Annotated in this window: 22 protein-coding genes; 8 read left to right on the top strand and 14 right to left on the bottom strand. The window is 58.9% G+C overall.

The features are described 5' to 3' along the window. The first annotated feature begins 147 nt into the window (after positions 1-147). The 5 genes from AC6CIA_RS14150 to fabB all read left to right on the top strand — a co-directional run bounded on the left by AC6CIA_RS14150 (position 148) and on the right by fabB (position 7,096). A complete protein-coding gene (locus AC6CIA_RS14150) occupies positions 148-2,268 on the top strand; it encodes a TonB-dependent receptor plug domain-containing protein (protein ID WP_498312822.1) in 2,121 nt (706 codons plus the stop codon). Positions 2,269-2,290: 22 nt separating this feature from the next. Further along, positions 2,291-3,202 carry an ABC transporter substrate-binding protein gene (locus AC6CIA_RS14145; RefSeq protein WP_498312985.1) on the top strand — a complete coding sequence of 304 codons (912 nt, stop codon included), beginning with the start codon at positions 2,291-2,293 and terminating at the stop codon, positions 3,200-3,202. After that, a complete protein-coding gene (locus tag AC6CIA_RS14140) occupies positions 3,199-5,100 on the top strand; it encodes an ATP-binding protein (RefSeq protein WP_498312820.1) in 1,902 nt (633 codons plus the stop codon). Before AC6CIA_RS14145 ends, AC6CIA_RS14140 begins: the two co-directional genes overlap by 4 nt. A 248-nt stretch (positions 5,101-5,348) precedes the next feature. Beyond that, on the top strand, positions 5,349-5,864 hold the full coding sequence (gene fabA, locus AC6CIA_RS14135) for a 3-hydroxyacyl-[acyl-carrier-protein] dehydratase FabA (protein WP_003172830.1): 516 nt from the start codon (positions 5,349-5,351) through the stop codon (positions 5,862-5,864). An 11-nt stretch (positions 5,865-5,875) separates the two neighbouring features. Next, the gene (gene fabB / locus AC6CIA_RS14130; protein WP_339528740.1) at positions 5,876-7,096 is read left to right on the top strand and encodes a beta-ketoacyl-ACP synthase I; all 1,221 of its coding nucleotides are present in this window, start codon (positions 5,876-5,878) and stop codon (positions 7,094-7,096) included. A gap of 84 nt (positions 7,097-7,180) precedes the next feature. On the opposite strand, the gene AC6CIA_RS14125 is transcribed toward fabB, so the two are convergent. Continuing rightward, positions 7,181-7,645 carry a DUF3859 domain-containing protein gene (locus tag AC6CIA_RS14125; protein ID WP_339528739.1) on the bottom strand — a complete coding sequence of 155 codons (465 nt, stop codon included), beginning with the start codon at positions 7,643-7,645 and terminating at the stop codon, positions 7,181-7,183. Positions 7,646-7,728: 83 nt separating this feature from the next. Further along, positions 7,729-8,751: an amidohydrolase family protein gene (locus AC6CIA_RS14120; protein WP_498312983.1), complete on the bottom strand. Its 1,023-nt coding sequence runs from the start codon at positions 8,749-8,751 to the stop codon at positions 7,729-7,731. A 123-nt stretch (positions 8,752-8,874) separates the two neighbouring features. Here AC6CIA_RS14120 and AC6CIA_RS14115 point away from each other — a divergent pair, with 123 nt between their 5' ends. Both AC6CIA_RS14115 and AC6CIA_RS14110 read left to right on the top strand, forming a co-directional pair. Next, entirely contained in the window at positions 8,875-9,291 is a 417-nt protein-coding gene (locus AC6CIA_RS14115) for an OsmC family protein (RefSeq protein WP_084381131.1), read from the top strand. A gap of 64 nt (positions 9,292-9,355) precedes the next feature. Beyond that, positions 9,356-10,222, top strand: coding sequence for a pirin family protein (locus AC6CIA_RS14110; RefSeq protein ID WP_498312817.1), 867 nt, complete (start codon positions 9,356-9,358; stop codon positions 10,220-10,222). Positions 10,223-10,322: 100 nt separating this feature from the next. Here AC6CIA_RS14110 and AC6CIA_RS14105 read toward each other — a convergent pair whose 3' ends face one another. The 4 genes from AC6CIA_RS14105 to AC6CIA_RS14090 all read right to left on the bottom strand — a co-directional run bounded on the left by AC6CIA_RS14105 (position 10,323) and on the right by AC6CIA_RS14090 (position 14,049). After that, positions 10,323-11,051 (bottom strand): dienelactone hydrolase family protein, encoded by a 729-nt coding sequence (locus AC6CIA_RS14105; protein ID WP_498312815.1) that lies wholly within the window; start codon positions 11,049-11,051, stop codon positions 10,323-10,325. A 65-nt stretch (positions 11,052-11,116) separates the two neighbouring features. Then, a complete protein-coding gene (gene htpG / locus AC6CIA_RS14100; protein ID WP_339528734.1) occupies positions 11,117-13,021 on the bottom strand; it encodes a molecular chaperone HtpG in 1,905 nt (634 codons plus the stop codon). 90 nt (positions 13,022-13,111) lie between these two features. Next, a complete protein-coding gene (locus tag AC6CIA_RS14095; protein ID WP_498312813.1) occupies positions 13,112-13,576 on the bottom strand; it encodes a PaaI family thioesterase in 465 nt (154 codons plus the stop codon). Continuing rightward, positions 13,573-14,049, bottom strand: a complete 477-nt coding sequence (locus AC6CIA_RS14090) for a PaaI family thioesterase (protein ID WP_498312811.1) — start codon at positions 14,047-14,049, stop codon at positions 13,573-13,575. Before AC6CIA_RS14090 ends, AC6CIA_RS14095 begins: the two co-directional genes overlap by 4 nt. Positions 14,050-14,207: 158 nt before the next feature. Here AC6CIA_RS14090 and AC6CIA_RS14085 point away from each other — a divergent pair, with 158 nt between their 5' ends. Beyond that, the gene (locus tag AC6CIA_RS14085; RefSeq protein WP_029292691.1) at positions 14,208-14,459 is read left to right on the top strand and encodes a hypothetical protein; all 252 of its coding nucleotides are present in this window, start codon (positions 14,208-14,210) and stop codon (positions 14,457-14,459) included. Positions 14,460-14,547: 88 nt separating this feature from the next. Here the strand turns inward: AC6CIA_RS14085 and AC6CIA_RS14080 are convergent, their stop codons facing one another. The 8 genes from AC6CIA_RS14080 to AC6CIA_RS14045 all read right to left on the bottom strand — a co-directional run bounded on the left by AC6CIA_RS14080 (position 14,548) and on the right by AC6CIA_RS14045 (position 25,437). Continuing rightward, on the bottom strand, positions 14,548-14,949 hold the full coding sequence (locus AC6CIA_RS14080) for an MAPEG family protein (protein ID WP_498312809.1): 402 nt from the start codon (positions 14,947-14,949) through the stop codon (positions 14,548-14,550). Then, positions 14,946-15,686, bottom strand: coding sequence for a DUF599 domain-containing protein (locus AC6CIA_RS14075; RefSeq protein WP_498312807.1), 741 nt, complete (start codon positions 15,684-15,686; stop codon positions 14,946-14,948). Before AC6CIA_RS14075 ends, AC6CIA_RS14080 begins: the two co-directional genes overlap by 4 nt. Before the next feature lie 137 nt (positions 15,687-15,823). Continuing rightward, complete coding sequence (gene brnQ / locus AC6CIA_RS14070; RefSeq protein WP_498312806.1) at positions 15,824-17,137, bottom strand: branched-chain amino acid transport system II carrier protein; 1,314 nt, start codon at positions 17,135-17,137, stop codon at positions 15,824-15,826. A 418-nt stretch (positions 17,138-17,555) separates the two neighbouring features. Next, a complete protein-coding gene (gene sucD, locus AC6CIA_RS14065; protein ID WP_084381139.1) occupies positions 17,556-18,437 on the bottom strand; it encodes a succinate--CoA ligase subunit alpha in 882 nt (293 codons plus the stop codon). Then, positions 18,437-19,603 (bottom strand): ADP-forming succinate--CoA ligase subunit beta, encoded by a 1,167-nt coding sequence (gene sucC / locus AC6CIA_RS14060; RefSeq protein ID WP_003190011.1) that lies wholly within the window; start codon positions 19,601-19,603, stop codon positions 18,437-18,439. Before sucC ends, sucD begins: the two co-directional genes overlap by 1 nt. A 202-nt stretch (positions 19,604-19,805) precedes the next feature. Next, entirely contained in the window at positions 19,806-21,242 is a 1,437-nt protein-coding gene (gene lpdA / locus AC6CIA_RS14055; RefSeq protein WP_084381140.1) for a dihydrolipoyl dehydrogenase, read from the bottom strand. 99 nt (positions 21,243-21,341) lie between these two features. After that, positions 21,342-22,562, bottom strand: a complete 1,221-nt coding sequence (gene odhB, locus AC6CIA_RS14050; protein WP_498312803.1) for a 2-oxoglutarate dehydrogenase complex dihydrolipoyllysine-residue succinyltransferase — start codon at positions 22,560-22,562, stop codon at positions 21,342-21,344. 43 nt (positions 22,563-22,605) lie between these two features. Then, a complete protein-coding gene (locus tag AC6CIA_RS14045; protein WP_498312801.1) occupies positions 22,606-25,437 on the bottom strand; it encodes a 2-oxoglutarate dehydrogenase E1 component in 2,832 nt (943 codons plus the stop codon). Positions 25,438-25,559 lie beyond the last annotated feature (122 nt).

The raw sequence follows: 25,559 nt of genomic DNA, 5'->3' as shown, positions 1-25,559 counted from the left end.
GACCTGACGGCGGCCAGCCCCCGTGTGATTTCCCACGTTTTGTCGGAAAATGGCCGACCAGGCCACAGTAATTGCGCGCTTACCGACTGGCAAAAGCGCGTACCTCAGTTAACATGGGCGGCTATCCGCAATTATCAAGGCCGAACCGTGTATTGGGGCCCTCCTCCTCGCTCATCCCTGTTCCTGGCGCTGCTGGCCAGTAGCCCGTTGCTGGCCGATGATCTGTTCCTCGACAACCAGCCGCTGCCGCAAGTCCTGACGGCGACCCGGCTCAAGCAGTCGGCCGCCGCCGTGCCCGGCAGCATGACGGTGATCGACAGCGAGCTGATCAAGGCCAGCGGTGCGCGGGACATTGCCGAACTGCTGCGGCTGGTGCCGGGGATGATGGTCGGCTACACCACGGGAAACCAGGCCGCCGTCAACTATCACGGCACCAGCGCCAGCGAAGCCCGGCGCATGCAAGTGCTGATCGACGGACGCTCGGTGTACCGCGCTGGGCTGGCGACCGTGGACTGGAGCGACATTCCGGTCGCCATGGAGGATATCGAGCGCATCGAGGTGTTTCGCGGCCCCAATACCGTCAGCTACGGCGCCAATGCCCTGATGGCGGTGGTCAACATCCTCACGCGCTCGCCCGCCAACAGCCAAGGCACACGGATGAAAATCATCCGCGGCGAACGCGGAATCAACGACTGGTATGCCAGCCAGGGCCTGGGCTGGGACACCGGCAATTTGCGCCTGTCGTTTTCCGGGCAACAGGATGACGGCTTTGACAGCGATCGTTTCGGTGCCGACTACCGTGACGGCCGGCGTCTTAGCCGTTTCAGCCTGGCGGTCAGCCAGACGCTCAATCAGCAACAGAGCATCGACTGGCAACTGAGCGCCAAGGAAGGCACCAACCAGCGACCTTATACCTACAAACCGGTGTTCGACGGGATTACCGACAACGGGACTGATTCCGATGTCAGCGCCAAGGACTACGCCACCTCCCTGCGCTGGAATTTCGATTTCAATCCAGAGCACAGCCTGTATATCCAGGGCTCGGCCCAGCAATGGGATCGGCGCCAGATCTGGAAAGCCTGTGATGCCAAGGTCTCGTTCAGTCCCGAACTGACCCGACTCTGGCAGCTCAACCCTGACTATGCCGAGCGTCTGGCGCGGCATATGCAGCGCTATGAAAACGGCACCCCGCCACCGGGCTCCGCCGCCGAGCAGGCGCTGGCCCAGCAGGTCTTGCAACAATGGAACAATGGCGGCAAGGAAAGCGTCTGCGGCAACATCGACCAGAGCACCAAGGAAAGCCGCTACGACCTGGAAGTGCAGGACACCCTGAGCCTGTCCGACAGCCTGCGCCTGGTCAGCGGCATGAACTACCGCTATGACCGCGCCGATTCGGAAACCTATTTCAATGGCACCCTGGACGACACCACCTGGCGTCTGTTCGGCCATCTGGAATGGCGGGCCAGCGAACACTGGCTGTTACAGGGCGGTGCCATGTACGAACACACCCACCTGAGCGGCAACTCGCTCACGCCGAGGGTTGCGGTCAACTACCTGATCAATCCGCGTCACGGCCTGCGGGCGGTGTATTCCGAGGCCATCCGTTCGCCGGACATGTTCGAGAACAACGTCAATTGGAGCTACCGGGTTACCCAACTCAGCTCCCCGGTCTACGGGCAGACTTCCGGCCAGTATTTCGTCAAGACCCGCGGCCCGGGCAACCTCGACAGGGAGCTGATGCGCTCTCGAGAACTGGGCTATAACGGCTTTTTTGCCGATCTCGGGCTGAATCTCGACGTCAAGCTATTCTATGACGAGATCACCGGCATGATCAGCGAGCCGCTGCGCAATAACCAGTACATTGCCAGCAACAGCAACCGCTCGCGCTTCATCGGCACCGAAACCCAACTGGACTGGCACCTGAGTACGGCCGACCGGTTGCGCCTGACGTATGCCTACGTCGACGCCAGCGCCAGCAACCCGCTGGACCAGCAGCAAACGGCGCGCAACAGTGGCTCGGCGGGCTGGCTGCGGGAATGGGGCCACGGCTGGTCCAGTGCGCTGTTCTATTATGGCAACGACGCACTCAACCAATACCGTTTTGAACGGGTCGACCTGCGCATTGCCAAGCGCATCCCCGTGGGCAAGGCCAATCTGGAGTTGGCCGGCATGCTGCAGCAGCGGCTCGATCACCAGCCCACCACGTGGCCCGACAACAACTACGACCAACGCCATGTGCTCTACTTCAGTGCGGAGTTAGAGTTCTGATATGAACCCTGCTCAGTCACGGATGACCACACTCTGGTGCAGCAGGCTCTGGCGCCGCAGCCTGCTGCTCGTCTGCTTGATATTCAGCATGCCCGCCTGGAGCGCGGAAATCCTGCTGACTGCTGCCGAAGACAGCGCGGGAGTGCAAGCGTTTGCTCAAGCCCTCGCGCAACAGCGTCCCAAGGACAACGTCGTCTTCAAACCGCTCAAGGATCTGCCCGCGCCAGGCCGCTTACCGGCTGGCATTCGCCTGGTTCTACTGGATCCTCCAAGCCTCGACTGGCGTCTGCAAGACAGCCAGGGCCCAGCGACGCTGGTGCTGCGCATCAGCCGCCTGCAAGCCCATCAACGCCTGGGCGATCACTGGCCGGGCAAGATCAGCCTGTTGTGGAGCGACCCGCCACCGGATCGGCAATTGCGCCTGATCGCCAATATCCTGCCGCAGTATCGGCGCATCGGTGTGCTGTATGGCAAGGACAGCGAATTCCTGCTCCGCGAACTGCGCCAGTACGCCGCTCCCCTGGGGCTGGAAATTGTGGCGCAGTACTGGGAAGACACGAATGACAGCCGCGCGCTGCTGGCCTTGTTCAAACACAGCGATGTACTGCTCGGGGTGGACGACCCTCAACTGTACAACCCGAAAACCGTGAAAAACCTGTTATTGAGCAGCTACGCCCGCCAACTGCCACTGATCGGACCCAACGCCGGCTTCGTCCGGGCCGGGAGCCTGGCCAGTACCTACAGCGACCAGCACGACTGGCTGCAGGTCCTCGACCGTTTGCTGGATCAGCCGCCGGCCCATTGGCCACGATCACTGTACCCGGAACACTTCAAAGTCGTGGGCAACCCGCAAGTGGCGCGCTCGCTGGGAATAGAACAGGTGGATGAAAACACCGTCGCGACCCGATTGGCCGAAGGGGAGAAACGCCCATGACCTTGCGTCGCCGCTGGGACATCAATACGCGCACCCAAATCATCACCCTGGGCCCGGCACTGCTGTTGACGTTGCTGTTGATCAGTTTCTTTACCTTTGTGCGAATCCAGGACCTGCGCCAGGAACTCGATCACACCGGCCAACTGATTGCCAACCAATTGGCCCCCGCCACCGAATACGGGGTGATTTCCGGCAACAACGACGTACTCGAAAGCCTGTTGCGGGCGACCCTGGCCACACCGCATGTGCGCTTCCTGGAAATCCAGGACGCCACGGAAAATATCCTGGTGTATGTCGAGCAGCCCTCGGAAAAACAAGACCGTTCGTTATCGGTAAAGGTCTTTCAAGCGCCGATTCGCTTGCAGCATATCCAGCTGGGCAACGATTTTTTCCAGGACAGCAGCGAGCCCCCCAAGGCACCACGGCCTGATTATCTGGGTCGCGTGATCGTCGGCATGTCCAACGATGCCTTCAGCCAGCGCCAACAGGAAATCCTCTTCAAGGCCGCAGTCCTCGCGCTGTTCGCCCTGCTGTTCACCTTCATTCTGGCCCGACGCCTGGCCGCCAGTCTGTCGCAACCGATCAGCGCCATGGGCAATGCAGTCAAGGCGATCCAGCAAGGCGACTACAAGACGCAGTTGCCCATCGTGGATGATTCCGAACTGGGGGACCTGTCGCGCCACATCAATAATCTCGCTGAAGGCCTGCATCAGGCCAGTCGCGAACAACAACAGGCCATGGCCCAGTTGATCCAGACCCGTGAAGAGGCCGAGCGGGCCAACAGTGCCAAGTCCGACTTCCTGGCCATGATGAGCCACGAACTGCGTACGCCGATGAACGGCGTACTGGGCATGCTGCAACTGCTCGAAACCACGTCCATGACCGACGAGCAGACCGAGTACGCGGCACTGGCATCGGAATCCACCGAACACTTGCTCAAAGTCATCAACGACATCCTCGATTTCTCGCGTATCGAACGTTCGGCCCTGGAACTGGAGCACATCCCGTTCAACCTGCTGGAATTGATCCAGAGTTCTACCCAATCCTTCCAGCACAGCGCCATGCAGCGCGGGCTGGTGCTGGAGTCCTCGATTCCGCCGGGCATGGACGCGTTGCAGGTCCAGGGCGACCCGACGCGGATCCGCCAGATTCTGGTCAACTTGATCGGCAACGCACTGAAATTCACCGAACACGGCTCCGTCAGTGTCGAGCCCCATTGGCAAGCCCTCGACCATGAATTGCTGTGGTTCACATGCACGGTGCGTGACAGCGGGATTGGCATCTCGGCCGAGCGTCTGGAATTGATGTTCAATGCCTTCCAACAGGCCGACAGCTCGATTTCGCGGCGCTACGGTGGCACCGGCCTGGGCCTGCCCATTGCCCGCACGCTGGCGGAGCGCATGGGCGGCACCTTGCGCGCCCAGAGTGAAGAAGACCGCGGCTCGGTGTTCACCCTGGAAATCCCTCTGGCGATCCAGCAGCAACGTCTTCCGGTAATTGCCCCCGACGCCCAAGGCAAGGTTGGCGCGGGTGAGGGACGCACGGTATTGCTGGTGGAGGACAACCCGGTCAATCGCACGGTGGTCGAGGCGATGTTGCGCAGCCTGGGGTTCGAGGTGAGCATTGCGACGGATGGTGCCGAAGCCATTCGCAGTGCCGAAAGTCTGATTTTTACCGCGATCCTGATGGATTGCCGCCTGCCGTTGATTGATGGCTACGAGGCCACTCGGCAGATTCGCCGTTTGCCCGGTTGCGCCGATCTACCGATCATCGCTTTGACCGCCAACGCCCTGCAAGGTGACCGGGAAGCCTGCCTGGCCGCCGGAATGAACGATTACCTGGCCAAGCCGTTCAAACGCACTGACTTGCAGCAAATCCTGCAACGCTGGGTGCATTAGATGAGCACCACCAGCCAACTGCGACTGGCGTGAAAGACGAAAGTGCGGCAGTCTTAGGCACCCGGACGGGCCTGTAAACAGGCCAGGTTTAAATTTTCAGTGCACAAGTGTACATTCATGTCCTTGATGCTGTGACTTTCACTACAACGCAATAGTCTACGTGTAGGCTGCCGACGTGAGGCAAGCACGCTTCAGTCGGTCGGGAAGATTTGCCCTACCCTGCCGCATGGGATTATTGAGGAGCTCGCATGACCAAACAAAACGCCTTTACTCGGGAAGACCTGCTGCGCTGCAGTCGCGGTGAGCTGTTCGGCCCAGGTAACGCGCAACTGCCCGCCCCGAACATGCTGATGGTGGATCGCATCACCCATATCAGCGAAGAGGGTGGCAAGTACGGCAAAGGTGAATTGGTCGCCGAGCTGGATATCAACCCGGACCTGTGGTTCTTCGCCTGCCATTTCGAAGGTGATCCGGTCATGCCGGGCTGCCTGGGCCTTGATGCGATGTGGCAACTGGTTGGCTTCTTCCTCGGCTGGCAGGGTCTGCCGGGCCGTGGCCGTGCCCTGGGTTCGGGCGAAGTGAAGTTCTTTGGCCAGGTCTTGCCGACCGCCAAGAAAGTCACCTACAACATTCAAATCAAGCGCGTCCTCAAGGGCAAGCTGAACCTGGCCATCGCCGATGGTTCGGTGAGCGTCGACGGTCGCGAGATTTATACCGCCGAAGGCCTTCGGGTCGGCGTGTTCACTTCCACTGACAACTTTTAAGGGTTATCCGCATGCGCCGCGTCGTTATCACTGGTCTGGGCATCGTTTCGTGCCTGGGCAATGACAAAGAGACCGTCTCCGCTAACCTGCGTGCAAGTCGCCCTGGCATCCGCTTCAACCCGGAATATGCCGAAATGGGTCTGCGTAGCCAGGTTTCCGGCTCCATTGACCTGCCCCTCGAAGAAATGATCGATCGCAAGATCTATCGCTTCGTCGGCCATGCCGCGGCCTATGCCTACCTGGCCATGAAGGACGCGATCGCCGATTCCGGCCTGAGCGACGACCAGGTGTCCAACGTGCGTACCGGCCTGATCGCCGGCTCCGGCGGCGCGTCGACCTTGAACCAGATGGAAGCGCTGGACATCCTGCGTGAAAAAGGCGTCAAGCGCGTCGGTCCATACCGCGTCACGCGGACCATGGGCAGCACCGTTTCCGCGTGCCTGGCCACCCCCTTCCAGATCAAGGGCGTGAACTACTCGATCTCCTCCGCGTGCGCCACCAGTGCTCATTGCATCGGTACCGCAGTCGAGCAGATCCAGCTGGGCAAACAGGACATCGTCTTCGCCGGTGGCGGTGAAGAAGAACATTGGAGCCAGTCGTTCCTGTTCGACGCCATGGGCGCGTTGTCGACCCAATACAACGAAACCCCGGAAAAAGCCTCGCGTGCCTACGACGCCAAGCGTGACGGTTTTGTCATCGCCGGTGGTGGTGGCATGGTGGTGGTCGAGGAGCTGGAACACGCCCTCGCCCGCGGCGCGAAAATCTACGCGGAAATCGTCGGCTACGGCGCCACGTCCGACGGCTACGACATGGTTGCGCCAAGCGGCGAAGGCGCCATCCGCTGCATGCAGATGGCCATGTCCACCGTTGATACCCCGATCGACTACCTGAACACCCACGGCACCTCGACTCCGGTCGGTGACGCCAAGGAAATGGAAGGTGTGCGCGCGGTATTCGGTGACAAGCCGCCGGCCATCAGCTCCACCAAGAGCCTGTCGGGCCACTCCCTGGGCGCCGCCGGCGTTCACGAAGCGATCTACTGCCTGCTGATGATGGAAGGTAACTTCATGGCGGGTTCTGCCAACATCGACGAGCTGGATCCGGCCATTGCTGACATGCCGATCCTGACCAAGACCCGTGAAGATGCCAGCATCAATACCGTGATGAGCAACAGCTTCGGCTTCGGTGGCACCAACGCTACCCTGGTACTGAAACGCTGGCAGGGCAAGTAAGCCTCGCAGGTTGATCATGTGAAAACGCCCCGATTTCGGGGCGTTTTTTTTGCGGCCGGAAGGCTTGAGCTCTCCCGGGACGACTCAACGAACGGTAAAACTCTTCTGCGTCAGCAGTCGATCGCCCTGGAACACCATGAACCGCCACTCACCCGGCACCACTTCGTGGTGTTCCGTGAATTCATAGGCCATCACATCCTGGGGCGCACCGGGCACCAGCTTCTGGGTGACTTCAAATTTGTCGTGACGCTGGCCATCCGGGGTGCGGATCCCCGGAGTGAAATAGAGCAACGTCAGCGGTGTGTCTTCAGCGACCTTACCGAGCAATTGATAACGCAGACCGAATTTGGTGCCCAGCTTCGCAGGCACCTGCGTGGTGGGCTCGATCTGTTCATTGCTGCGACGCAGCACGCGCTCCCCCGCTTGCAGTTCGGCCTTGGGGCCTTCAAACACTCCGTATTCCACCGGGCCTTCAATACGGACTTCGGCGCTGGCCAGGCCGCTGATCATCATCAGCGCCGCCAGGGCGCTTAAACGGGTGAGGTGCATAGTGCGCTCCTTGGTTGAGATGGCGGGAGCTTATGACGCCGGTGTGACGGGACGATGACAAAACCATGCGCGCCTCGCGCGCGTTAATGGGCTTTGGGCAGAATCGCCAGGAAATTGTCCCGTGCGACCTTTTGTGCGACGTCTTCAGGCAAGGCATCAAGGAAGGGATCAAAGCTGTGCATTTTCTCTCCCAGCTTATTGAAGCGTCCGACCACATCCGAACCGATCATGAAGCGCTCAGGGAAGCGTTCTACCAGCTTTACCCACTCAGGCCGGGGTTTGCCCGCTTCATCCAGCAAATACGGCGTGAGCACGCTCCAGGACAGATCGATATATAGGTTGGGATAGGCTTCCAGCATCCGGTTCAGGGTCGGCAACAGAAACTCCAGCTGCGTCTGATGGCGATGAATCTCCATGCTCGTGCCGGCATGTGCCCAGATAAACCGGGTGTGAGGATGATTGCGCAGCGGCTCCTCGATTTCGGGCAGGTACAGCGGGTTGCGCTCGCGCTTGGAGGTGATGTTGGAATGCAGCATCACCGGCAGGTCGTTCTCGGCAGCCAAGTGATAAATCCGGGTCATGGCCTCATTGTTGGCCCGTGGGGTGTCGCCGGAGGTCAACGCGGTCAGGTCGTCGTGGCGCGTGAAGACCTCACCGATGCCCTGCCACAGGCCGGGATTGAGGTCGAGCATGCGCTTGATATGCGCGGCGGAATTCTTGTCGTTGGGGTTGAACCCCGACAGAAAGGGATGGAAGCGCTGGCGTTGCTCGGGGGCCAGTTTGTTGACCGCTGCCGCGACGATAACGTCGGTGGCGCTATACCAATAGGCGTCAGCGTCATCACCGGCGTAATAGCGCGGGCGCTTGGGTTCGTCTTCATGCCATTTTTTCGCCACCGGGACGCCGGAAATCATGACATGCACGATGCGATTGTCGGCCATGGCCTTGAGCAGCTTGTCCATGCCCGCCGTCTCCTGGAAAAAGTCGACGTAATGCAGGTGTACATCACTGTAGGCATAGTCGCGAGCCAGGGCAGCGCAACTGGTGGCGGCGAACAACAGGGCAACACTCAAACGGGTCCAGGGCACGGGAAACTCTCGATCCAAGGCGGGTAAAGGTAGACCGCGCGGCAACCCTCAGGGTTCAGCGAGGAAAAAACACGGAACACCCACGTGCCAGCATGCTCTATAACTGCATGACCTTCATCCTGTCACCTTGTGAGGTTTGCCATGCCTGTTACCGTGAATACGCTGAACGCCGAAAACTTTCGCCATAGCGTCCACGTCAATAAACACGAGTTGTTTACCGACCTGCCGAAAAGTCTCGGCGGCGACGACTCGGCGCCCTCCCCCCACGACTATTTCGATGCCGCACTTGCGTCATGCAAAGCGTTGACAGTCAGGCTCTACGCCCAGAAAAAAGACATCCCGCTCACTGGCGTAACGGTGGAAGTGACCCACGACAGCGAGGAAGAACAAAAAGGCAAGTACAGACTCAGCGTCAAACTGACGCTCAAGGGTGTGCTCACCGACGCCCAGCGCGATGAACTGCATCGGGTCGCTGACAAGTGCCCGGTCCACAAGCTGATGACCACCGCCGAAATCAGCATCGAGACCCGGCTGGCGGAAGGCGCCTTCAGCCAATAATCCCCCTGTCCCGTCGAGCGGGTTATGCTCAAGCCCTCCAGACCCGCTCAGATTGGGATGCACCATGACCACATTGACCGTGATCCACCCTCGTCCCGAAGATGTCGAGGGCCAACCGATCCTGCGTCCGCTGCCTTCAAGGGAGTGTCGCAGCGTCGGGCCCTTCGTGTTCTTCGACCACATGCTTGCAACCCGCTACGCCCCGGGCACCGGCATGAACATTCGCCAGCATCCGCATATCGGTTTGTCGACCCTGACCTACCTGTTTGAAGGCGAACTGTTGCACAAAGACAGTCTCGGCTCCGATCAACGGGTCAAGGCCGGGGATGTCAGCTGGATGACCGCCGGCAGCGCCATCGCGCACGTCGAGCGCACGCCCGAGGCCCTCAAGGCCAGCGGCTTCAGCCTGCATGGACTGCAAGTGTGGTTGGCCTCGCCCAAAACGCATGAGCAGGGACCTGGGCATTACAGCCATCATCCGGCCGCGACCTTGCCGCTGAGTGACACCTTGGGCGTCAGTATTCGTCTGATTGCCGGCACCGGTTTTTGTCTGGAATCGCCGGTGCCGGTACTGTCGCCGACGCTGTACGCCCAGGTGCGGATGCAGACGGCGACCACTCTGCTGATTCCCGATGAGCATGAGGAACGGGCGGTGTATGTGCTGGAGGGAGAGGCGCAACTGGACGACGAACCGCTGGAGGTGCATAGCCTGGTGGTATTACCCAAGGGCCAGAGCATGGCGCTATTTGCTGAAACCGACTGCCATCTGGTGATCTTCGGTGGCGCCCCTCTGGACGGACCACGGCGGATCAACTGGAATTTTGTGGCGAGCGAGCCGGCGTTGATCGAGCAGGCGCGACAACGGTGGGCGGCCGGGGATTGGCCGACGGTGCCCGGTGAAACTGAAAGAATCGAGTTGCCTGCGAGGTAACTTTCGCAAGCAAACCCGCCGACCGCATTCATCCTGTAGGAATGAGGTTGAATGTGGGAGCGGGCTTGCTCGCGAAGAGGCCAGAACAGGCACCGAAGATTTAGCCCTCGAACACTTCATCCAGCAAGTTGTGCATCGACTGGAAGGCCCGTGTAGCGGTTTTCGCGTCGTACATCATCTTGCCCGGCACATTCGCCTGCGGGTCAGTAAACGAATGCACCGCGCCGCCGTAACTCAACAGTTGCCAATCCACACCCGCCGCGTTCATCTCGTCTTCAAATGCCGGCAGCTGCTCTCTTGGCACCAACGGATCGGAGGCACCGTGCAGTACCAGGACTGAACCCTTGATACGCTTCGCGTCCGCCGGATTTGGCGTATCGAGGGTACCGTGGAACGAAATCGCGGCCTTCAACGGCGCACCGGTACGCGCCAGCTCCAGGGAGCAGCATCCACCGAAGCAAAAACCGAAGGTTGCCAGTTTCGTCTTATCGACCGCTGCCTCGGTCTGCCCTTGCAATTGCTCGAACGCCATCTGCATGCGCTTGTTCAACAATGCCCGGTCGTTCTTCAACGGCATCATCGCCGCGCCGGCTTCGTCGCCGTTAGCGGGACGAACGGCCTGCCCGTACAGGTCGGCGATCAGCACCACGTAACCTTTGGCGGCGACCGCCCTGGCAATCTCTTCGGCGCCCGCACTGACACCCATCCAGTTCGGCGCCATCAACAGGCCTGGGCGCGGCGTCGTCTGACTGGCATCAAACGCCAGGCGGCTTTCATAGGACTGGCCATCAATTTGATAGACCACGGAACGCACGGTGAGTTGGCTCATCATCTTCTCCAGTTAAGGTCACTAGAACGAAAAAACCCGCCGAAGCGGGTTTTTCTACAGCGGTGTTAAACCGACAATTCAACCAACAACTTGTTCAGTCGACGCACATAGGCGGCCGGGTCTTTCAAGCTGTCGCCGGCAGCCAGGGCTGCCTGGTCGAAGAGGATGTGCGACAGGTCGCCAAAGCGCTCTTCACTCTGCTCGCCATCGAGTTTCTCGATCAGCGGATGCGCCGGGTTGAATTCGAAGATCGGCTTGGAGTCCGGAACCTTCTGACCGCTGGCTTCGAGGATCTGGCGCATCTGCATGCCCAGGTCCTGCTCACCGATGGCCAGGATTGCCGGCGAGTCGGTCAGACGGTGGGAAACCCGCACTTCACTGACAGCATCGCCCAACGCGGTCTTGATTCGCTCAACCAGGCCTTCCTTGGACTTGGCCACTTCTTCAGCGGCTTTTTTGTCCTCTTCGGAATCCAGGTTGCCCAGGTCCAGGTCACCACGCGCCACGTCGACAAAGGTCTTGCCATCGAACTCGTTGAGGTAGCTCATCAGCCACTCGTCGATACGGTCGGTGAGCAGCAGCACTTCGATGCCTTTTTTGCGGAAGACTTCCAGGTGCGGGCTGTTTTTGACCTGCGCGTAGGTTTCGCCAGTCAGGTAGTAAATCTTGTCCTGACCTTCCTTGGCGCGAGCCAGGTATTCGGCCAGGGACACAACCTGTTCGCCTTCTTCGCCCTGGGTGGACGCGAAGCGCAGCAGGCCGGCGATTTTTTCCTTGTTGGCGAAATCTTCTGCCGGGCCTTCCTTCATGACCTGGCCAAAGTTTTTCCAGAAGCCCTTGTACTGCTCTGGTTCGTTCTTCGCCAGTTTTTCCAGCATGTCGAGGACACGCTTGGTCAGTGCCGACTTCATCGAGTCAATGATCGGATCTTTCTGCAGGATTTCACGCGACACGTTCAGCGACAGGTCGTTGGAATCCACCACGCCTTTGATAAAGCGCAGGTACAGCGGCAGGAAGGATTCTGCCTGGTCCATGACGAAGACGCGCTGCACATACAGCTTCAGGCCTTTCGGCGCTTCGCGCTGGTACAGATCGAACGGCGCACGGGCCGGTACGTACAGCAGCGAGCTGTATTCCAGCTTGCCTTCGACCTTGTTGTGACTCCAGCTCAGCGGGTTCTCGTAGTCGTGACCGATGTGCTTGTAGAACTCCTGGTATTCCTCGTCCTTGATCTCGGTACGCGGACGGGTCCACAGGGCGCTGGCGCGGTTGACCACTTCCCACTCCACGGCAGGCGCTTCTTCGCCTTCCGCCGCTGCTTGCTCTTTCGGCAGCTCGATCGGCAGAGCGATGTGGTCTGAGTACTTTTTGATGATGTTGCGCAGGCGCCAGCCATCGGCAAACTCGTCGTCAGCGGACTTCAGGTGCAGGACGATACGCGTGCCACGCTCAGCTTTCTCGACGGTGGCGACTTCAAACTCGCCCTCGCCTTTTGACGACCAATGCACGCCTTCGCTGGCGGCAAGGCCGGCGCGGCGGCTGAATACTTCAACCTGGTCGGCAACGATAAACGCGGAATAGAAGCCCACGCCGAATTGGCCAATCAAGTGCGAGTCTTTTTTCTGGTCGCCCGACAGGTTCTTCATGAAATCGGCGGTGCCGGATTTGGCGATGGTCCCCAGGTGAGTGATCACATCCTCGCGGCTCATGCCGATACCGTTGTCTTCGAGGGTGACGGTTTTCGCGTCCTTGTCGAAGCTCACGCGGATTTTCAGTTCAGCGCCACCTTCCAGCAACTCGGGCTTGGACAGTGCTTCGAAACGTAATTTATCGACAGCGTCAGAGGCGTTCGAGATCAATTCGCGAAGGAAGATTTCCTTGTTGGAATACAGCGAATGGATCATGAGGTGCAGCAATTGCTTCACCTCGGTCTGGAAGCCCAGGGTTTCCTTTTGAGTTTCCACACTCATGGTCATCAAACTCCAATATGGATGGCAATGGCCGCCCCCTTGAGGGTTGGCGACGGGTTGTCATCAAAGTTGGGGGCTAAGACCAGGATTTCAAGGGCGGCTGTACTCCGGGATTTTGAAATGAGCACGGGCGGTGGCGATAGGTTCAGCCTGGGTGCTTTGCCAGGCGGTGATCGCCACATTGGCCACCCGTCGCCCCTGACGCCACACCTGGCATTTGGCGTACGTGTCGCGCAACTGCCCGGCACGCAGGTAGTCCAGGGAAAAATCGATGATCTTCGGCAGGCTTGCCTGAGTGTCCGGCGCGCCGATGAATACCAACAGATGCAGCGCCGCCGACAGCTCCATGAAGCCTGCAATCACCCCGCCATGGATTGCCGGCAATATAGGGTTACCAATGTTGTCCTTGTTGGCTGGCATGCAGAACAACAACTCGTCGCCCTGGCGCGTGCATTCGATGCCGATCAGCCTGGCGTAGGGAATCTGATCGAGCAGTGCCTTGTAGTCACCACGTCGGTGCGCCTGCTCCATACGCGTCCTGAATTGATGAGTCATGCCCGCTCTCCCTTGACCACACTGCCCAAACCCTGTGCGCCCTTGAGCCGCTTGCCCATGCGCATAAACGTGCCCACCACATGGGCAATCGGTCGCTGTGGATCATCCTGATAGGCAACACCACGGGTAAAAATCACATCCGTGGTCACGCGATAACACTGAGCGAAACCGAACACGGCTTTGTGAGGCTCGGCCTGGTGCATGTAATCAATGCGCAAGTCCAACGTCGGACACACCTCGAACTCCGGCAGCACACACAAGGTGGCCATGCCACAGGCGGTATCCATCAACGAGGTCAGCGCTCCGCCGTGGATCACCCCGGTTTGCGGATCGCCGATAATATCCAGGCTGTATGGCAACAGCAGCGTCATGCCATCGATATTTGCGTCATGTACCTGGATACCCAGCACCTGACAATGGCGCAAGGCCGAAACGAAGCGTGCGGCACGCTCTAAAATGGGCTTGTCGGTCATTTGATAAAGACTCTTATTAGTGTTGCCTCGGTAAAAACATCATCACGAAAGAGGGTGCCATAGCGAAATGCCTTATATATCTTTAAGACCGAAGGAACTAATACGCGCACCCTATGCTCGAAAGGCCAGTAGATATCTTCAATAAGGAGAAACACCCCATGCGCAAGACTTTCGCTGTTTCCTTGATGTTGGCCGCTGCCCTTGGCCTCGCTGCCTGCGATAAAAAATCCGAGGACAAAGCTCAGGATGCCAACCAACACGCTGAACAAGCTCAAGAAAAAATGAGCGAAGCTCAGGATAAAGTGAACGACGCTGCAAAGGAAAACGCCGAAGCAGCCAAAGCCCAAGCCGAATCTGACGCAGCTGCGGCCAAAGAAGCTGCACCTGCCACACCTGCAACCGGTTCTTGAGTCTGACGACTTGAAGACCCTGGCTTGAATAGCCATTTGCAAAAAAAAGCCCGCTTATATAGCGGGCTTTTTTTGTCCGGTAGTTTTCTCAGATCAGCAAAGTACGAAAGGTCGGACTAAGCATCAGCAATAGCGAGCACAGTAACCCGACCACCCAGACCAGGCTGCGTTGCCATGCCATGTCTGCCCAATAGCACAGTAGATAAATCACTCGCGCAATAACAAAGATGATCGCCAGCCAGTCAATCAGGTACCCCTGAGTCTGGGTGGTATGGGCCATCAACACGCCCACCGCGAACAACATGAACGCTTCAAAGCTATTGTGATGGGCCGCCACAGCTCGGGCGCCAAACCCGCTCAACTTCAGTTGCTGGCTGCGCGGCTGATGATTGTCGTAACCGCCCTGCTCCTTCATGGCCTTGGCCACCGGCATACGCGCCACGAATATCAGCAGCGCGCTGATAAACACACACCAGAACGCAATAGTCACGATGTCGCCTCCTTGGTCGATTCAGGCAAGGGTGCCTCTGTAGGGGTATAGACCATCACCTCCAGAACGTCGGAATGAAATTCCCGGCGGTACAGCACCAGCACGACGCCTGCACTCATCAGCATGAACAGCCATGGGCTGATAAACCAGGCCAGCATGGTCATGCCGAAATAATAGGAACGCAGGCCAAAGTTGAACTGGTTGGCGGCCATGGAAATGACGCGCGCTGCTCGAGAGGCAAATGCCTTGCGCTCCTGCTCCGAGACAAGTCGTTCCCCGACCATCGGTGCCGAGCCCACCAGAATTGCCGCGAAGTTGTACTGACGCATGCACCAACTGAACGTGAAGAAGGCATACACGAAGACCAACGCCAGACACAGTAACTTGATCTCTGACATGCCTCGGGATGCTTGTTGCACCATTGGAATATCCGCCAGCAACGACACCGCCCGCTCAGACGCACCCAGCACGGTCAAAATACCGGCAAGAATAATCAAGGTGCTGGAGGCAAAGAACGACGCGTTGCGTTCCAGATTGCCAATCACGCTGGCATCAGCGATGCGGTTGTCGCGCAACAGCATCCGACGCATCCAGTCTTCGCGATACAGGTGCAAGACGCTGGCCAGGCATGCGGTATCCCGCGCTTTCCAGCTGGCGTAACGGGTGTACCCACCCCAGCAGATGACAAACCAGAGCGCGGCAAGCAGGTGAATCAGGTTGGCTTCGACGAACGACATGCGGTTCCCTGTAGACATGGGCGAAATGATTCTGTGCCTGTTCGACGTTAGCTCACAGAAAAAGACACTGCCCGTCGCCCATAAAAAATGCCCCGGATCGATTGATTCGGGGCATTTCAGTGTCAGCTTGTTACGGCTTAGGCAATCGCTTCACTGCGCTTGCCGAGCATCCGGTCAATCACCACCGCCACCACCAGCGTCATCACCGACGGCACCAGCCAGGCCAGGCCCTGGTCGCTCAACGGCAGCTGAGCCAGTTGCGTCGGCATCCAATGCGTCAGGCCAGCGCCTTTGAGCGCATCGATGCAGCCGAAGATAAACGACACCAGCATCACCGGGCCGACAATCCGCCCCTGCTCTTGCCAGAAGCCGCTGCAGAAGCTCAGCGCCACCAACACGATGCAAGGCGGGTAGATCGCGGTGAGTACCGGGATCGAGAACGCAATCAACTTGGTCAGGCCGAGATTCGACACCACCAGCGAGAATACTGCGAGGATCACGACCAGAGTCTTGTAGGACAGCGGTAGCACACGGCTGAAATATTCGGCGCAAGCGCAGGTCAGGCCTACCGCAGTTACCAGGCATGCCAGGGAAATCAGCACCGCCAGGAAGCCGCTGCCCAGAGAGCCGAAGGTGTGTTGAACGTAAGCGTGCAACACTGCCGCGCCGTTAGCCGCACCCGCCGCCACTTCGTGGCTGCTTGAGCCGAGGCGGAACAAGCTGATGTACACCAGCGCCAGGCCAACACCGGCAATCAGGCCGGCGATGATCGCATAGCGAGTGATCAACTGCGGCGACTCGACCCCCCGGGAACGAATGGCATTGACGATGACGATACCGAAGACCAGCGCGCCAAGGGTATCCATGGTCAGGTAACCATTGATGAACCCCTGGGAGAAAGGTGCCGCCACGTACTCGGGCGTCGCCACTCCCACGTTCCCGGCCGGCAGCGCAAAGGCCGCGATGCCGAGTACCGCCAGGGCGATGATCTTCAACGGCGCCAGGAACCGGCCCACGGTGTCCAGCAAACGCCCTGGGTACAAGGAAATGAAGAACACCAGCAGGAAGTACACCGAACTGTAGAGGAACAGCGCCAGCGGGCTTTCGCCGGTCAACGGTGCCAGGCCTACTTCAAACGAGACCGTCGCGGTACGCGGGGTGGCGAACAACGGTCCGACCGCCAGGTAGGCCGCCGCGGCCAGCAAGCCACCCGCGACCTTGCCGATCGGGCTGCTCAACGCATCCATCCCGCCACCGACCTTGGCCAGGGCGATAACGGTGACGACAGGCAAGCCGACTGCGGTGATCAGGAAGCCCAACGCCGCCATCCAGACATGAGATCCGGACTGCAAACCGACGATAGGCGGGAAGATGATATTGCCAGCACCCACGAACAGGGCAAATGTCATAAAGCCCAACGCCAGGATATCCTGGCTTTTCAACACTTTCATTTGAGGAAATACCACACTACTGAATCGGAATTTAGAGGGGGATTCCCTATGGATGAGGGAACTGCTGCCAACCCGGATGGGAGTCGGCCGTTCTAGCGCGCAGCTTCCTTTTGGGAGGCGGACGCATAAAGAGGCGGCAAGGTTACCGAATTTGCCTGACAAACGCACTGTTGCGGTGCGGACTGTCCGATAAGCGACATTTAAATGTCGTGTTTTCGTACTTAATTTGGCAACACGGACAAAAATGTGGGAGCGGGCTTGCTCGCGATAGCGCTGGATCAGTCACCTTTTCAGTGGCTGACACACCGCTATCGCGAGCAAGCCCGCTCCCACATTTTGATTCTCACCAACCTGCAGAACGCACAAAGGCCACCCGAAGGTGGCCTTTGTGTGGTGAAGCGTCAGCTAAGCGCGAAGCTTACTTGACTGCCCAACCCGTCAGCTCGGCCAGGGCCTTGCCGATGTCTGCCAGCGAACGCACGGTTTTGACACCTGCGTCTTGCAGCGCAGCGAATTTCTCGTCCGCAGTGCCCTTGCCGCCAGAGATGATTGCGCCAGCATGGCCCATGCGCTTGCCCGCAGGAGCAGTCACACCAGCGATGTAGGACACAACCGGCTTGGTCACGTGTGCCTTGATGTAGGCAGCCGCTTCTTCTTCAGCCGAACCGCCGATCTCACCGATCATCACGATCGCTTCGGTCTTCGGGTCTTCCTGGAACAGCTTCAGGATGTCGATGAAGTTGGAACCAGGAATCGGGTCACCGCCGATGCCGACGCAAGTCGACTGACCGAAACCGGCGTCAGTGGTCTGCTTCACGGCTTCGTAAGTCAGGGTGCCGGAACGCGAAACGATACCGACCTTGCCTGGCAAGTGAATGTGACCCGGCATGATGCCGATCTTGCATTCGCCTGGGGTGATCACGCCTGGGCAGTTAGGGCCGATCAGGGTAACACCCAGCTCGTCGCACTTGACCTTGGCATCCAGCATATCCAGGGTAGGAATGCCTTCAGTGATGCACACGATCAGCTTGATGCCGCCGAATGCCGCTTCCAGGATCGAGTCCTTGCAGAAAGGTGCTGGAACGTAGATCACGCTGGCGGTGGCGCCAGTTTGAGCAACAGCGTCTTTCACGGTGTTGAACACTGGCAGGCCCAGGTGCTCGGTACCGCCTTTGCCTGGCGTTACGCCTCCAACCATTTTGGTGCCGTATTCGATGGCTTGCTGGGTGTGGAAACTACCTTGCGAACCGGTAATACCCTGGCAGATAACTTTGGTGTCTTTATTGATCAGGACGCTCATTATTTGCCCTCCGCAGCTTTGACAACTTGTTGAGCAGCGTCGGTCAGGCTGGTTGCAGCGATGATGTTCAAACCGCTTTCTGCCAGTACTTTAGCGCCCAGTTCAGCGTTGTTGCCTTCAAGGCGCACAACAACCGGGATTTTCACGCCGACTTCTTTCACTGCACCGATGATGCCTTCGGCAATCATGTCGCAACGAACGATGCCGCCGAAGATGTTGACCAATACTGCGGCGACGTTGGAGTCGGACAGGATGATCTTGAACGCTTCGGTAACGCGTTCCTTGGTAGCACCGCCGCCCACGTCGAGGAAGTTGGCAGGTTTGCCGCCATGCAGGTTGACGATGTCCATGGTGCCCATGGCCAGGCCAGCACCGTTGACCATGCAGCCGATGTTACCTTCCAGAGCTACGTAGTTCAGTTCGAACTTGGCAGCGTGCGCTTCGCGCGGATCGTCCTGCGACGGATCGTGGAAAGTCTTCAGCTTAGGCTGACGGTACATGGCGTTGGCATCGATGTTGATCTTGGCGTCGAGGCAATGCAGATCGCCGTCAGCCTTGATCACCAGCGGGTTCACTTCCAGCAGGGCCAGATCGTGATCCTGGAACAGTTTGGCCAGACCGACGAAGATCTTGGCGAACTGGGCAACTTGCTTGCCTTCCAGACCCAGCTGGAAAGCCAGCTCGCGACCCTGGAATGGCTGAGCGCCAACCAGTGGATCGATAGTGGCCTTGAGAATTTTTTCCGGGGTTTCGTGAGCGATCTTCTCGATGTCCACGCCACCTTCGGTGGAAGCCATGAACACGATGCGACGGCTCGAACGGTCAACGACAGCGCCCAGGTACAACTCTTTAGCGATATCAGTGCACGATTCAACCAGGATCTTGGTGACTGGTTGGCCATTGGCATCAGTCTGGTAGGTCACCAGACGCTTGCCCAGCCACTGCTGTGCGAAGGCTTTGGCGTCTTCTTTACTGCGAACCAGCTTGACGCCGCCCGCTTTACCGCGACCACCAGCGTGGACCTGGGCTTTGACAACCCACTCGCTGCCGCCGATTTTGTCGCACGCTTCCGCTGCTGCTTCCGGGGTGTCTACTGCGTAGCCCTTGGAAACTGGCAGGCCGTATTCAGCGAACAGCTGCTTACCCTGATACTCGTGAAGATTCATGCTTTTTACCGTCTTCGTTAGGTACTGCGCATTCGGCGCTGCGCTCTTTATGAGTGCCGCGCCACCTGTGACTGCTGCTTGCCCAGCTCCACCGCCCTAAGGCCTGCAAAGCTGCGCAAGGCTGCGTCCAGCGGATATTCCGCGGTGAGTCTTGCGCGCAAGGCTCACGACGGGCAACCGCCGTGGTTTCTTATTATCTCGCTTAGCGCTTTTTCTTGTTGGCGATGTGGATGGCATGGCCATTCACTGCCAACGCGGCTTCATGCAGCGCTTCGGACAACGTCGGATGGGAGAAGACCATCATACCGATGTCCTCGGCACTGGTGCCGAATTCCATACCGATTGCGCCCTGCTGAACCAGTTCCGCCGCGCCTGGGCCAATCACATGGACGCCCAATACGCGATCCGTCTTGGCATCAGCGATGACTTTGACAAAACCACCGGTGTCGTTCGCTGCCATGGCACGGCCAGAAGCGGCAAACGGGAAGGTGCCGACGTTAACTTCAACGCCTTCAGCTTTCAACTGCTGTTCGTTCTTGCCGACCCATGCAATTTCCGGGTGGGTGTAGATAACCGAGGGGATCAGGTCGTAGTTCATCTGGGTCTTGTGACCCTTGATGCGCTCAACCACCATGATGCCTTCTTCGGACGCCTTGTGGGCCAGCATCATGCCGCGGACCACGTCACCGATGGCGTAGACGCCTGGAACGGTGGTTGCGCAGTAATCGTCAACGTGGATGAAGCCACGCTCATCGATGGTCACGCCACAGTCGGAAGCCAGCAAGTCAGTGGTCACCGGACGGCGACCAACGGCTACGATCAGCTTGTCGAAAGTGATGGTCTGTTCGCCATCCTTGTCGGTGTAGGTCACGACAACTTCTTCGCCGTTGACCTTGGAACCGGTCACACGAGCGCCCAGCTTGATATCCAGACCTTGTTTGGTCAGGGTTTTCAGCGCTTCTTTGGAGACTGCGGTGTCGGCAGCCAGCAGGAACGTGTCCAGGGCTTCCAGCACGGTCACTTCGGAACCCAGGCGGGACCAGACCGAACCCAGTTCCAGGCCGATCACGCCAGCGCCGATCACACCCAGGCGTTTTGGAACCGATTGGAATTCCAGGGCGCCGGTCGAATCAACGATCACGTTCTGATCAACTGGAGCCGGCGGGATGTCGATTGGACGGGAGCCTGGGGCGAGGATCACGTTCTCGGCTTCGATGATTTCAGTCGAACCGTCGGGCTTGGTGATTTCAACTTGCTTGCCGGCCAGCAGTTTGCCGTGACCTTGCAGGGAAGTGACGCCATTGGCCTTGAACAGGGTGGCAACGCCGGAAGTCAGGCCTTTAACGATGTTGGCCTTGCGGCCGACCATCGCTGGCACGTCCATGGTCACGCCAGCGTGGTTGATGCCGTGGATGGCAAAACCGTCCTGGGCTTCGTGGAACTTCCAGGAGCTGTCCAGCAGCGCCTTGGACGGAATGCAACCAACGTTCAGGCAAGTACCGCCGAGCGCCAGCTTGCCTTCCTTATCAGTGTATTTTTCGATGCAGGCAGTCGAGAGGCCCAGCTGTGCGGCCTTGATGGCGGCAACGTAGCCACCAGGGCCCGCACCAATCACTACAACGTCAAATTTCTGAGACATGAAAATAGATCCTCTATTTAGCGGCAAGCTTCAAGCTTCGAGCTGCAAGCCAAGCTGCTTTTCTTGCAGCTTGTAGCTTGCAACTTGAAGCTGCTTCAATCAAATATCCAGGAGCAAGCGAGCCGGGTCTTCCAGCAGATTCTTGATGGTCACCAGGAACGTCACGGCTTCTTTACCGTCGATCAGGCGGTGATCGTAGGACAGTGCCAGGTACATCATCGGACGGATCACGACTTGACCGTTGATCGCCATAGGACGCTGGATGATGTTGTGCATCCCCAGGATCGCTGCCTGTGGCGGGTTGACGATCGGCGTCGACATCATTGAACCGAAAGTACCACCGTTGGTGATGGTGAAGGTACCGCCGGTCATCTCATCGATGGTCAGCTTGCCGTCACGGGCTTTCTTGCCGAAGCCGGCGATGCCGCCTTCGATTTCAGCCAGGCTCATCAGCTCGGCGTTACGCAGAACCGGCACTACCAGGCCACGGTCGCTGGATACGGCAACGCCGATGTCCGCGTAGCCGTGGTACACGATGTCGCCACCGTCGATGGACGCGTTGACTGCCGGGAAGCGTTTCAGTGCTTCGGTGGCCGCTTTCACGAAGAACGACATGAAGCCCAGGCGCACGCCATTGTGGGACTTCTCGAACAGATCCTTGTACTTCGAACGCAGCGCCATGACTTCGGTCATGTCCACTTCGTTGAAGGTGGTCAGCATCGCCATGTTCGACTGTGCTTCAACCAGGCGCTTGGCCACGGTGGCACGCACGCGGGTCATCGGTACACGCTTCTCGGTGCGGTCGCCAGCGGCGAACACAGGAGCAGCGGCAGCCGGGGCGGCAGCCTTGGCAGGCGCGGCAGCCGGAGCGGCTTTCTTGGCCTCAACCGCGGCAACCACGTCTTCCTTGGTCACACGGCCGTCTTTGCCCGTGCCCTTGACGGACGCCAGGTTGATACCGTTCTCTTCGGCCAGCTTGCGAGCGGCCGGCGCGGCGATAGCGTCTTCGTCAGCAGCAGCCGGAGCGGCGGCTGGGGCAGAAGCAGCAGCGGGAGCGGCGGCGGCCGGAGCTGCAGCAGCGCTGCCCTCTTCGATCGAGCCCAGAACCTGGTTGGACAGAACGGTGTCGCCTTCATTGGCAACGATTGCGCCCAGCACGCCGTCGGCTTCGGCCAACACTTCGAGAACGACTTTGTCGGTCTCGATGTCGACGATCAGGTCGTCACGCTTGACGGCCTCGCCTGGTTTCTTGTGCCAGGTGGCAACGGTGCCATCGGCAACCGATTCCGGGAATGAGGGGGCTTTGATTTCGATAGCCATTATCTGTGGTCCTTAAAATTCGGTTTCAGTCAGCGCGAAGGCGTTAAACAGTGAAAGCATCTTGCAGCAGTTTTTCCTGCTGCTCGGCGTGCATCGATGCATAACCACAAGCAGGTGCGGCAGAAGCGTCACGGCCCGCGTACTCGAGTACGAGAGACTTGTTGTGACCGCCAACGATGCGACGCATGTGGTGCTGGCTGCAGTACCAGGCCCCTTGGTTCATCGGCTCTTCCTGACACCAAACGATGTGTTTGAGGTTGGAATAAGGCGCCAGGACTTCAATCAAGTCGTCCTCGGGGAATGGGTACAGCTGCTCAAGACGCACGATGGCGATGTCATCACGACCTTCGGCGCGGCGTTTTTCCAGCAGGTCGTAGTAGACCTTGCCGCTGCACAGCACCAGACGAGTGACCTTTTTCGGATCATGCGCATCGATTTCCGGAATAACGGTCTGGAACGAACCTTCGGCCAGATCTTCCAGGGTCGAGATGGCCAATTTGTGACGCAACAGCGATTTCGGCGTCAGGACCACCAATGGCTTGCGCAGGGGACGAATCACCTGACGACGCAGCAAGTGGTAGATCTGGGCCGGCGTAGTCGGCATGCACACCTGGATGTTGTGCTCGGCGCACAGCTGCAGATAACGCTCCAGACGGGCCGATGAGTGCTCCGGCCCCTGACCTTCATAACCGTGTGGCAGCAGCATGGTCAGGCCGCAGAGACGACCCCACTTGTGCTCGCCGCTGGTGATGAACTGGTCGATAACCACCTGTGCACCGTTGGCGAAGTCACCGAACTGGGCTTCCCAGATCACCAGCGCTTGAGGCGTGGTGGTGGCGTAGCCATATTCGAACGCCAGTACGGCTTCTTCGGACAGGAACGAATCGTACAGATCGAAGCGTGGCTGGCCCTTGTACAGGTTTTGCAACGGGATGTAGGTGCCCGCGTCTTTCTGGTTGTGCAATACCGCGTGACGGTGCGAGAACGTACCACGGCCAATGTCCTGGCCAGTCATGCGGATCGGGTGACCTTCGAACGCCAGGGTCGCGTATGCCATGGTTTCGGCATAACCCCAGTTGATCGGCAGGCCGCCGGCTTGCATCTTCTGTCGGTCTTCGTAGATCTTCGCGACCTGACGCTGAACCACGAAGCCTTCCGGAATTTCCAGCAGCTTGGCGGACAGTTCCTGCAAGGTCTTGAGATCGAACGTGGTGTCGTGACGCGCAGTCCAGGCGTGGCCCAGGTACGGACGCCAGTCAACGAACAGCTCTTTGTTCGGTTCCTTGACCAGGCTTTTCACCACATGCAGACCGTTATCCAGCGCGTTGCGGTATTCATCGACTTTCGCCTGAACACGCGCCTCGTCCACCACGCCGGCCTTGATCAGGCTATCGGCATACTGTTCGCGGGTGGTGCGCTGCTTGGTGATCTGCTGGTACATCAACGGCTGGGTGCCGCTAGGCTCATCCGCTTCGTTGTGACCGCGACGACGGTAGCAGACCAGGTCGATCACCACGTCACGCTTGAACTGCATGCGGTAGTCGATGGCCAACTGGGTCACGAACAGCACCGCTTCCGGATCATCACCATTCACATGGAGGATCGGCGCCTGGATCATCTTGGCGACGTCGGTGGCGTACTCGGTGGAACGCGAGTCCAACGGGTTGCTGATCGTGAAGCCCACCTGGTTGTTGATCACGATGTGGACCGTGCCGCCAGTCTTGAAGCCGCGAGTCTGCGACATCTGGAAGGTTTCCATGACCACGCCCTGACCGGCGAATGCCGCGTCACCGTGGATGGAAATCGGCAGGACCTTTTCACCGCTCGAATCATTGCGACGGTCCTGGCGAGCACGCACCGAACCCTCGACCACCGGGGAAACGATTTCCAGGTGGGATGGGTTGAATGCCATGGCCAGGTGGACTTCGCCGCCGGTGGTCATCACGTTGGACGAGAAACCCTGGTGGTATTTGACGTCACCGGAGCCCAGCTCGACCTTTTTCTTGCCTTCGAACTCGTCGAACAGCTCGCGCGGGTTCTTGCCGAAGGTGTTGACCAACACGTTCAGGCGACCACGGTGGGCCATGCCGATGACGATTTCCTTGGTGCCGTAGGAGCCGGAGCGCTGGATCAGCTCGTCGAGCATCGGAATCAGGCTTTCGCCGCCTTCCAGGCCGAAACGCTTGGTGCCCGGGTATTTGGTGCCCAGGTATTTTTCCAGGCCTTCGCCGGCAGTGACACGCTCAAGCAGATGGCTCTTGATGTCAGCCGAGTAAACCGGACGACCGCGCACGCCTTCCAGGCGCTGCTGGAACCAGTGGCGCTGCTCGGAATCAGTGATGTGCGTGAATTCAGCGCCAATGGTGCGGCAATATGTCTGCTGCAACGCTTCGTGAATTTCGCGTAGGCTCGCTTCCTCTTTGCCGATGAACAGGTCGCCGGCACGGAAGGTCGTATCAAGATCGGCATTGGTCAAGCCGTAGTGATTGATCGACAGGTCTGCAGGTGCAGGACGCTGCCACAGCCCCAGCGGGTCAAGCTGGGCTGCCTGGTGGCCACGCATACGGTAGGCCTGGATCAGTCGCAATACTTCAACTTGCTTCTTCTCGTGCTCACTGCTCACGCTGCCGGCAGATACCGGTTGGGCGCGGCGCTGGTTCTTTGCCAGCAGCACGAACTGATCGCGAATCGTAGCGTGCGATACATCGGTGGCAGCGTTGCCGTCAGTAGGCAACGTCTGAAATTTGGTGCGCCATTCTTCTGGCACAGCGTTAGGGTCGTGCAGGTAGAGCTCATAAAGCTCTTCCACATAGGCAGCGTTACCACCTGAAAGATAGCCGCTGTTCCACATGCGCTGCATCACGCTTTCTTGCATGCTTGGTCACCCTCGATTTGGGGACACCACCGGCGAAAACACCGAGTTTGCTTGCAGAAGTCCGAGTGCAGCGACCAAAACAAGCCACTTAGGATCACGCTGATAGTTCGGGTACCAACCCG

Source organism: Pseudomonas sp. GQ91 (genome assembly GCF_059758795.1).
Note: the sequence above shows the minus strand (reverse complement) of the source record. Positions and strands in the feature narration are given on the sequence as shown.

Excerpts from the sequence above, each read along its gene's own strand:
- AC6CIA_RS14145 (WP_498312985.1), top strand. The coding sequence starts at position 2,291 with ATGACCACACTCTGGTGCAGCAGGCTCTGGCGCCGCAGCCTGCTGCTC.
- AC6CIA_RS14140 (WP_498312820.1), top strand. The coding sequence starts at position 3,199 with ATGACCTTGCGTCGCCGCTGGGACATCAATACGCGCACCCAAATCATC.
- fabA (WP_003172830.1), top strand. The coding sequence starts at position 5,349 with ATGACCAAACAAAACGCCTTTACTCGGGAAGACCTGCTGCGCTGCAGT.
- fabB (WP_339528740.1), top strand. The coding sequence starts at position 5,876 with ATGCGCCGCGTCGTTATCACTGGTCTGGGCATCGTTTCGTGCCTGGGC.
- AC6CIA_RS14125 (WP_339528739.1), bottom strand. The coding sequence starts at position 7,645 with ATGCACCTCACCCGTTTAAGCGCCCTGGCGGCGCTGATGATGATCAGC.
- AC6CIA_RS14115 (WP_084381131.1), top strand. The coding sequence starts at position 8,875 with ATGCCTGTTACCGTGAATACGCTGAACGCCGAAAACTTTCGCCATAGC.
- AC6CIA_RS14110 (WP_498312817.1), top strand. The coding sequence starts at position 9,356 with ATGACCACATTGACCGTGATCCACCCTCGTCCCGAAGATGTCGAGGGC.
- AC6CIA_RS14105 (WP_498312815.1), bottom strand. The coding sequence starts at position 11,051 with ATGAGCCAACTCACCGTGCGTTCCGTGGTCTATCAAATTGATGGCCAG.
- htpG (WP_339528734.1), bottom strand. The coding sequence starts at position 13,021 with ATGAGTGTGGAAACTCAAAAGGAAACCCTGGGCTTCCAGACCGAGGTG.
- AC6CIA_RS14095 (WP_498312813.1), bottom strand. The coding sequence starts at position 13,576 with ATGACTCATCAATTCAGGACGCGTATGGAGCAGGCGCACCGACGTGGT.
- AC6CIA_RS14090 (WP_498312811.1), bottom strand. The coding sequence starts at position 14,049 with ATGACCGACAAGCCCATTTTAGAGCGTGCCGCACGCTTCGTTTCGGCC.
- AC6CIA_RS14085 (WP_029292691.1), top strand. The coding sequence starts at position 14,208 with ATGCGCAAGACTTTCGCTGTTTCCTTGATGTTGGCCGCTGCCCTTGGC.
- AC6CIA_RS14075 (WP_498312807.1), bottom strand. The coding sequence starts at position 15,686 with ATGTCGTTCGTCGAAGCCAACCTGATTCACCTGCTTGCCGCGCTCTGG.
- brnQ (WP_498312806.1), bottom strand. The coding sequence starts at position 17,137 with ATGAAAGTGTTGAAAAGCCAGGATATCCTGGCGTTGGGCTTTATGACA.
- sucD (WP_084381139.1), bottom strand. The coding sequence starts at position 18,437 with ATGAGCGTCCTGATCAATAAAGACACCAAAGTTATCTGCCAGGGTATT.
- sucC (WP_003190011.1), bottom strand. The coding sequence starts at position 19,603 with ATGAATCTTCACGAGTATCAGGGTAAGCAGCTGTTCGCTGAATACGGC.
- lpdA (WP_084381140.1), bottom strand. The coding sequence starts at position 21,242 with ATGTCTCAGAAATTTGACGTTGTAGTGATTGGTGCGGGCCCTGGTGGC.
- odhB (WP_498312803.1), bottom strand. The coding sequence starts at position 22,562 with ATGGCTATCGAAATCAAAGCCCCCTCATTCCCGGAATCGGTTGCCGAT.
- AC6CIA_RS14045 (WP_498312801.1), bottom strand. The coding sequence starts at position 25,437 with ATGCAAGAAAGCGTGATGCAGCGCATGTGGAACAGCGGCTATCTTTCA.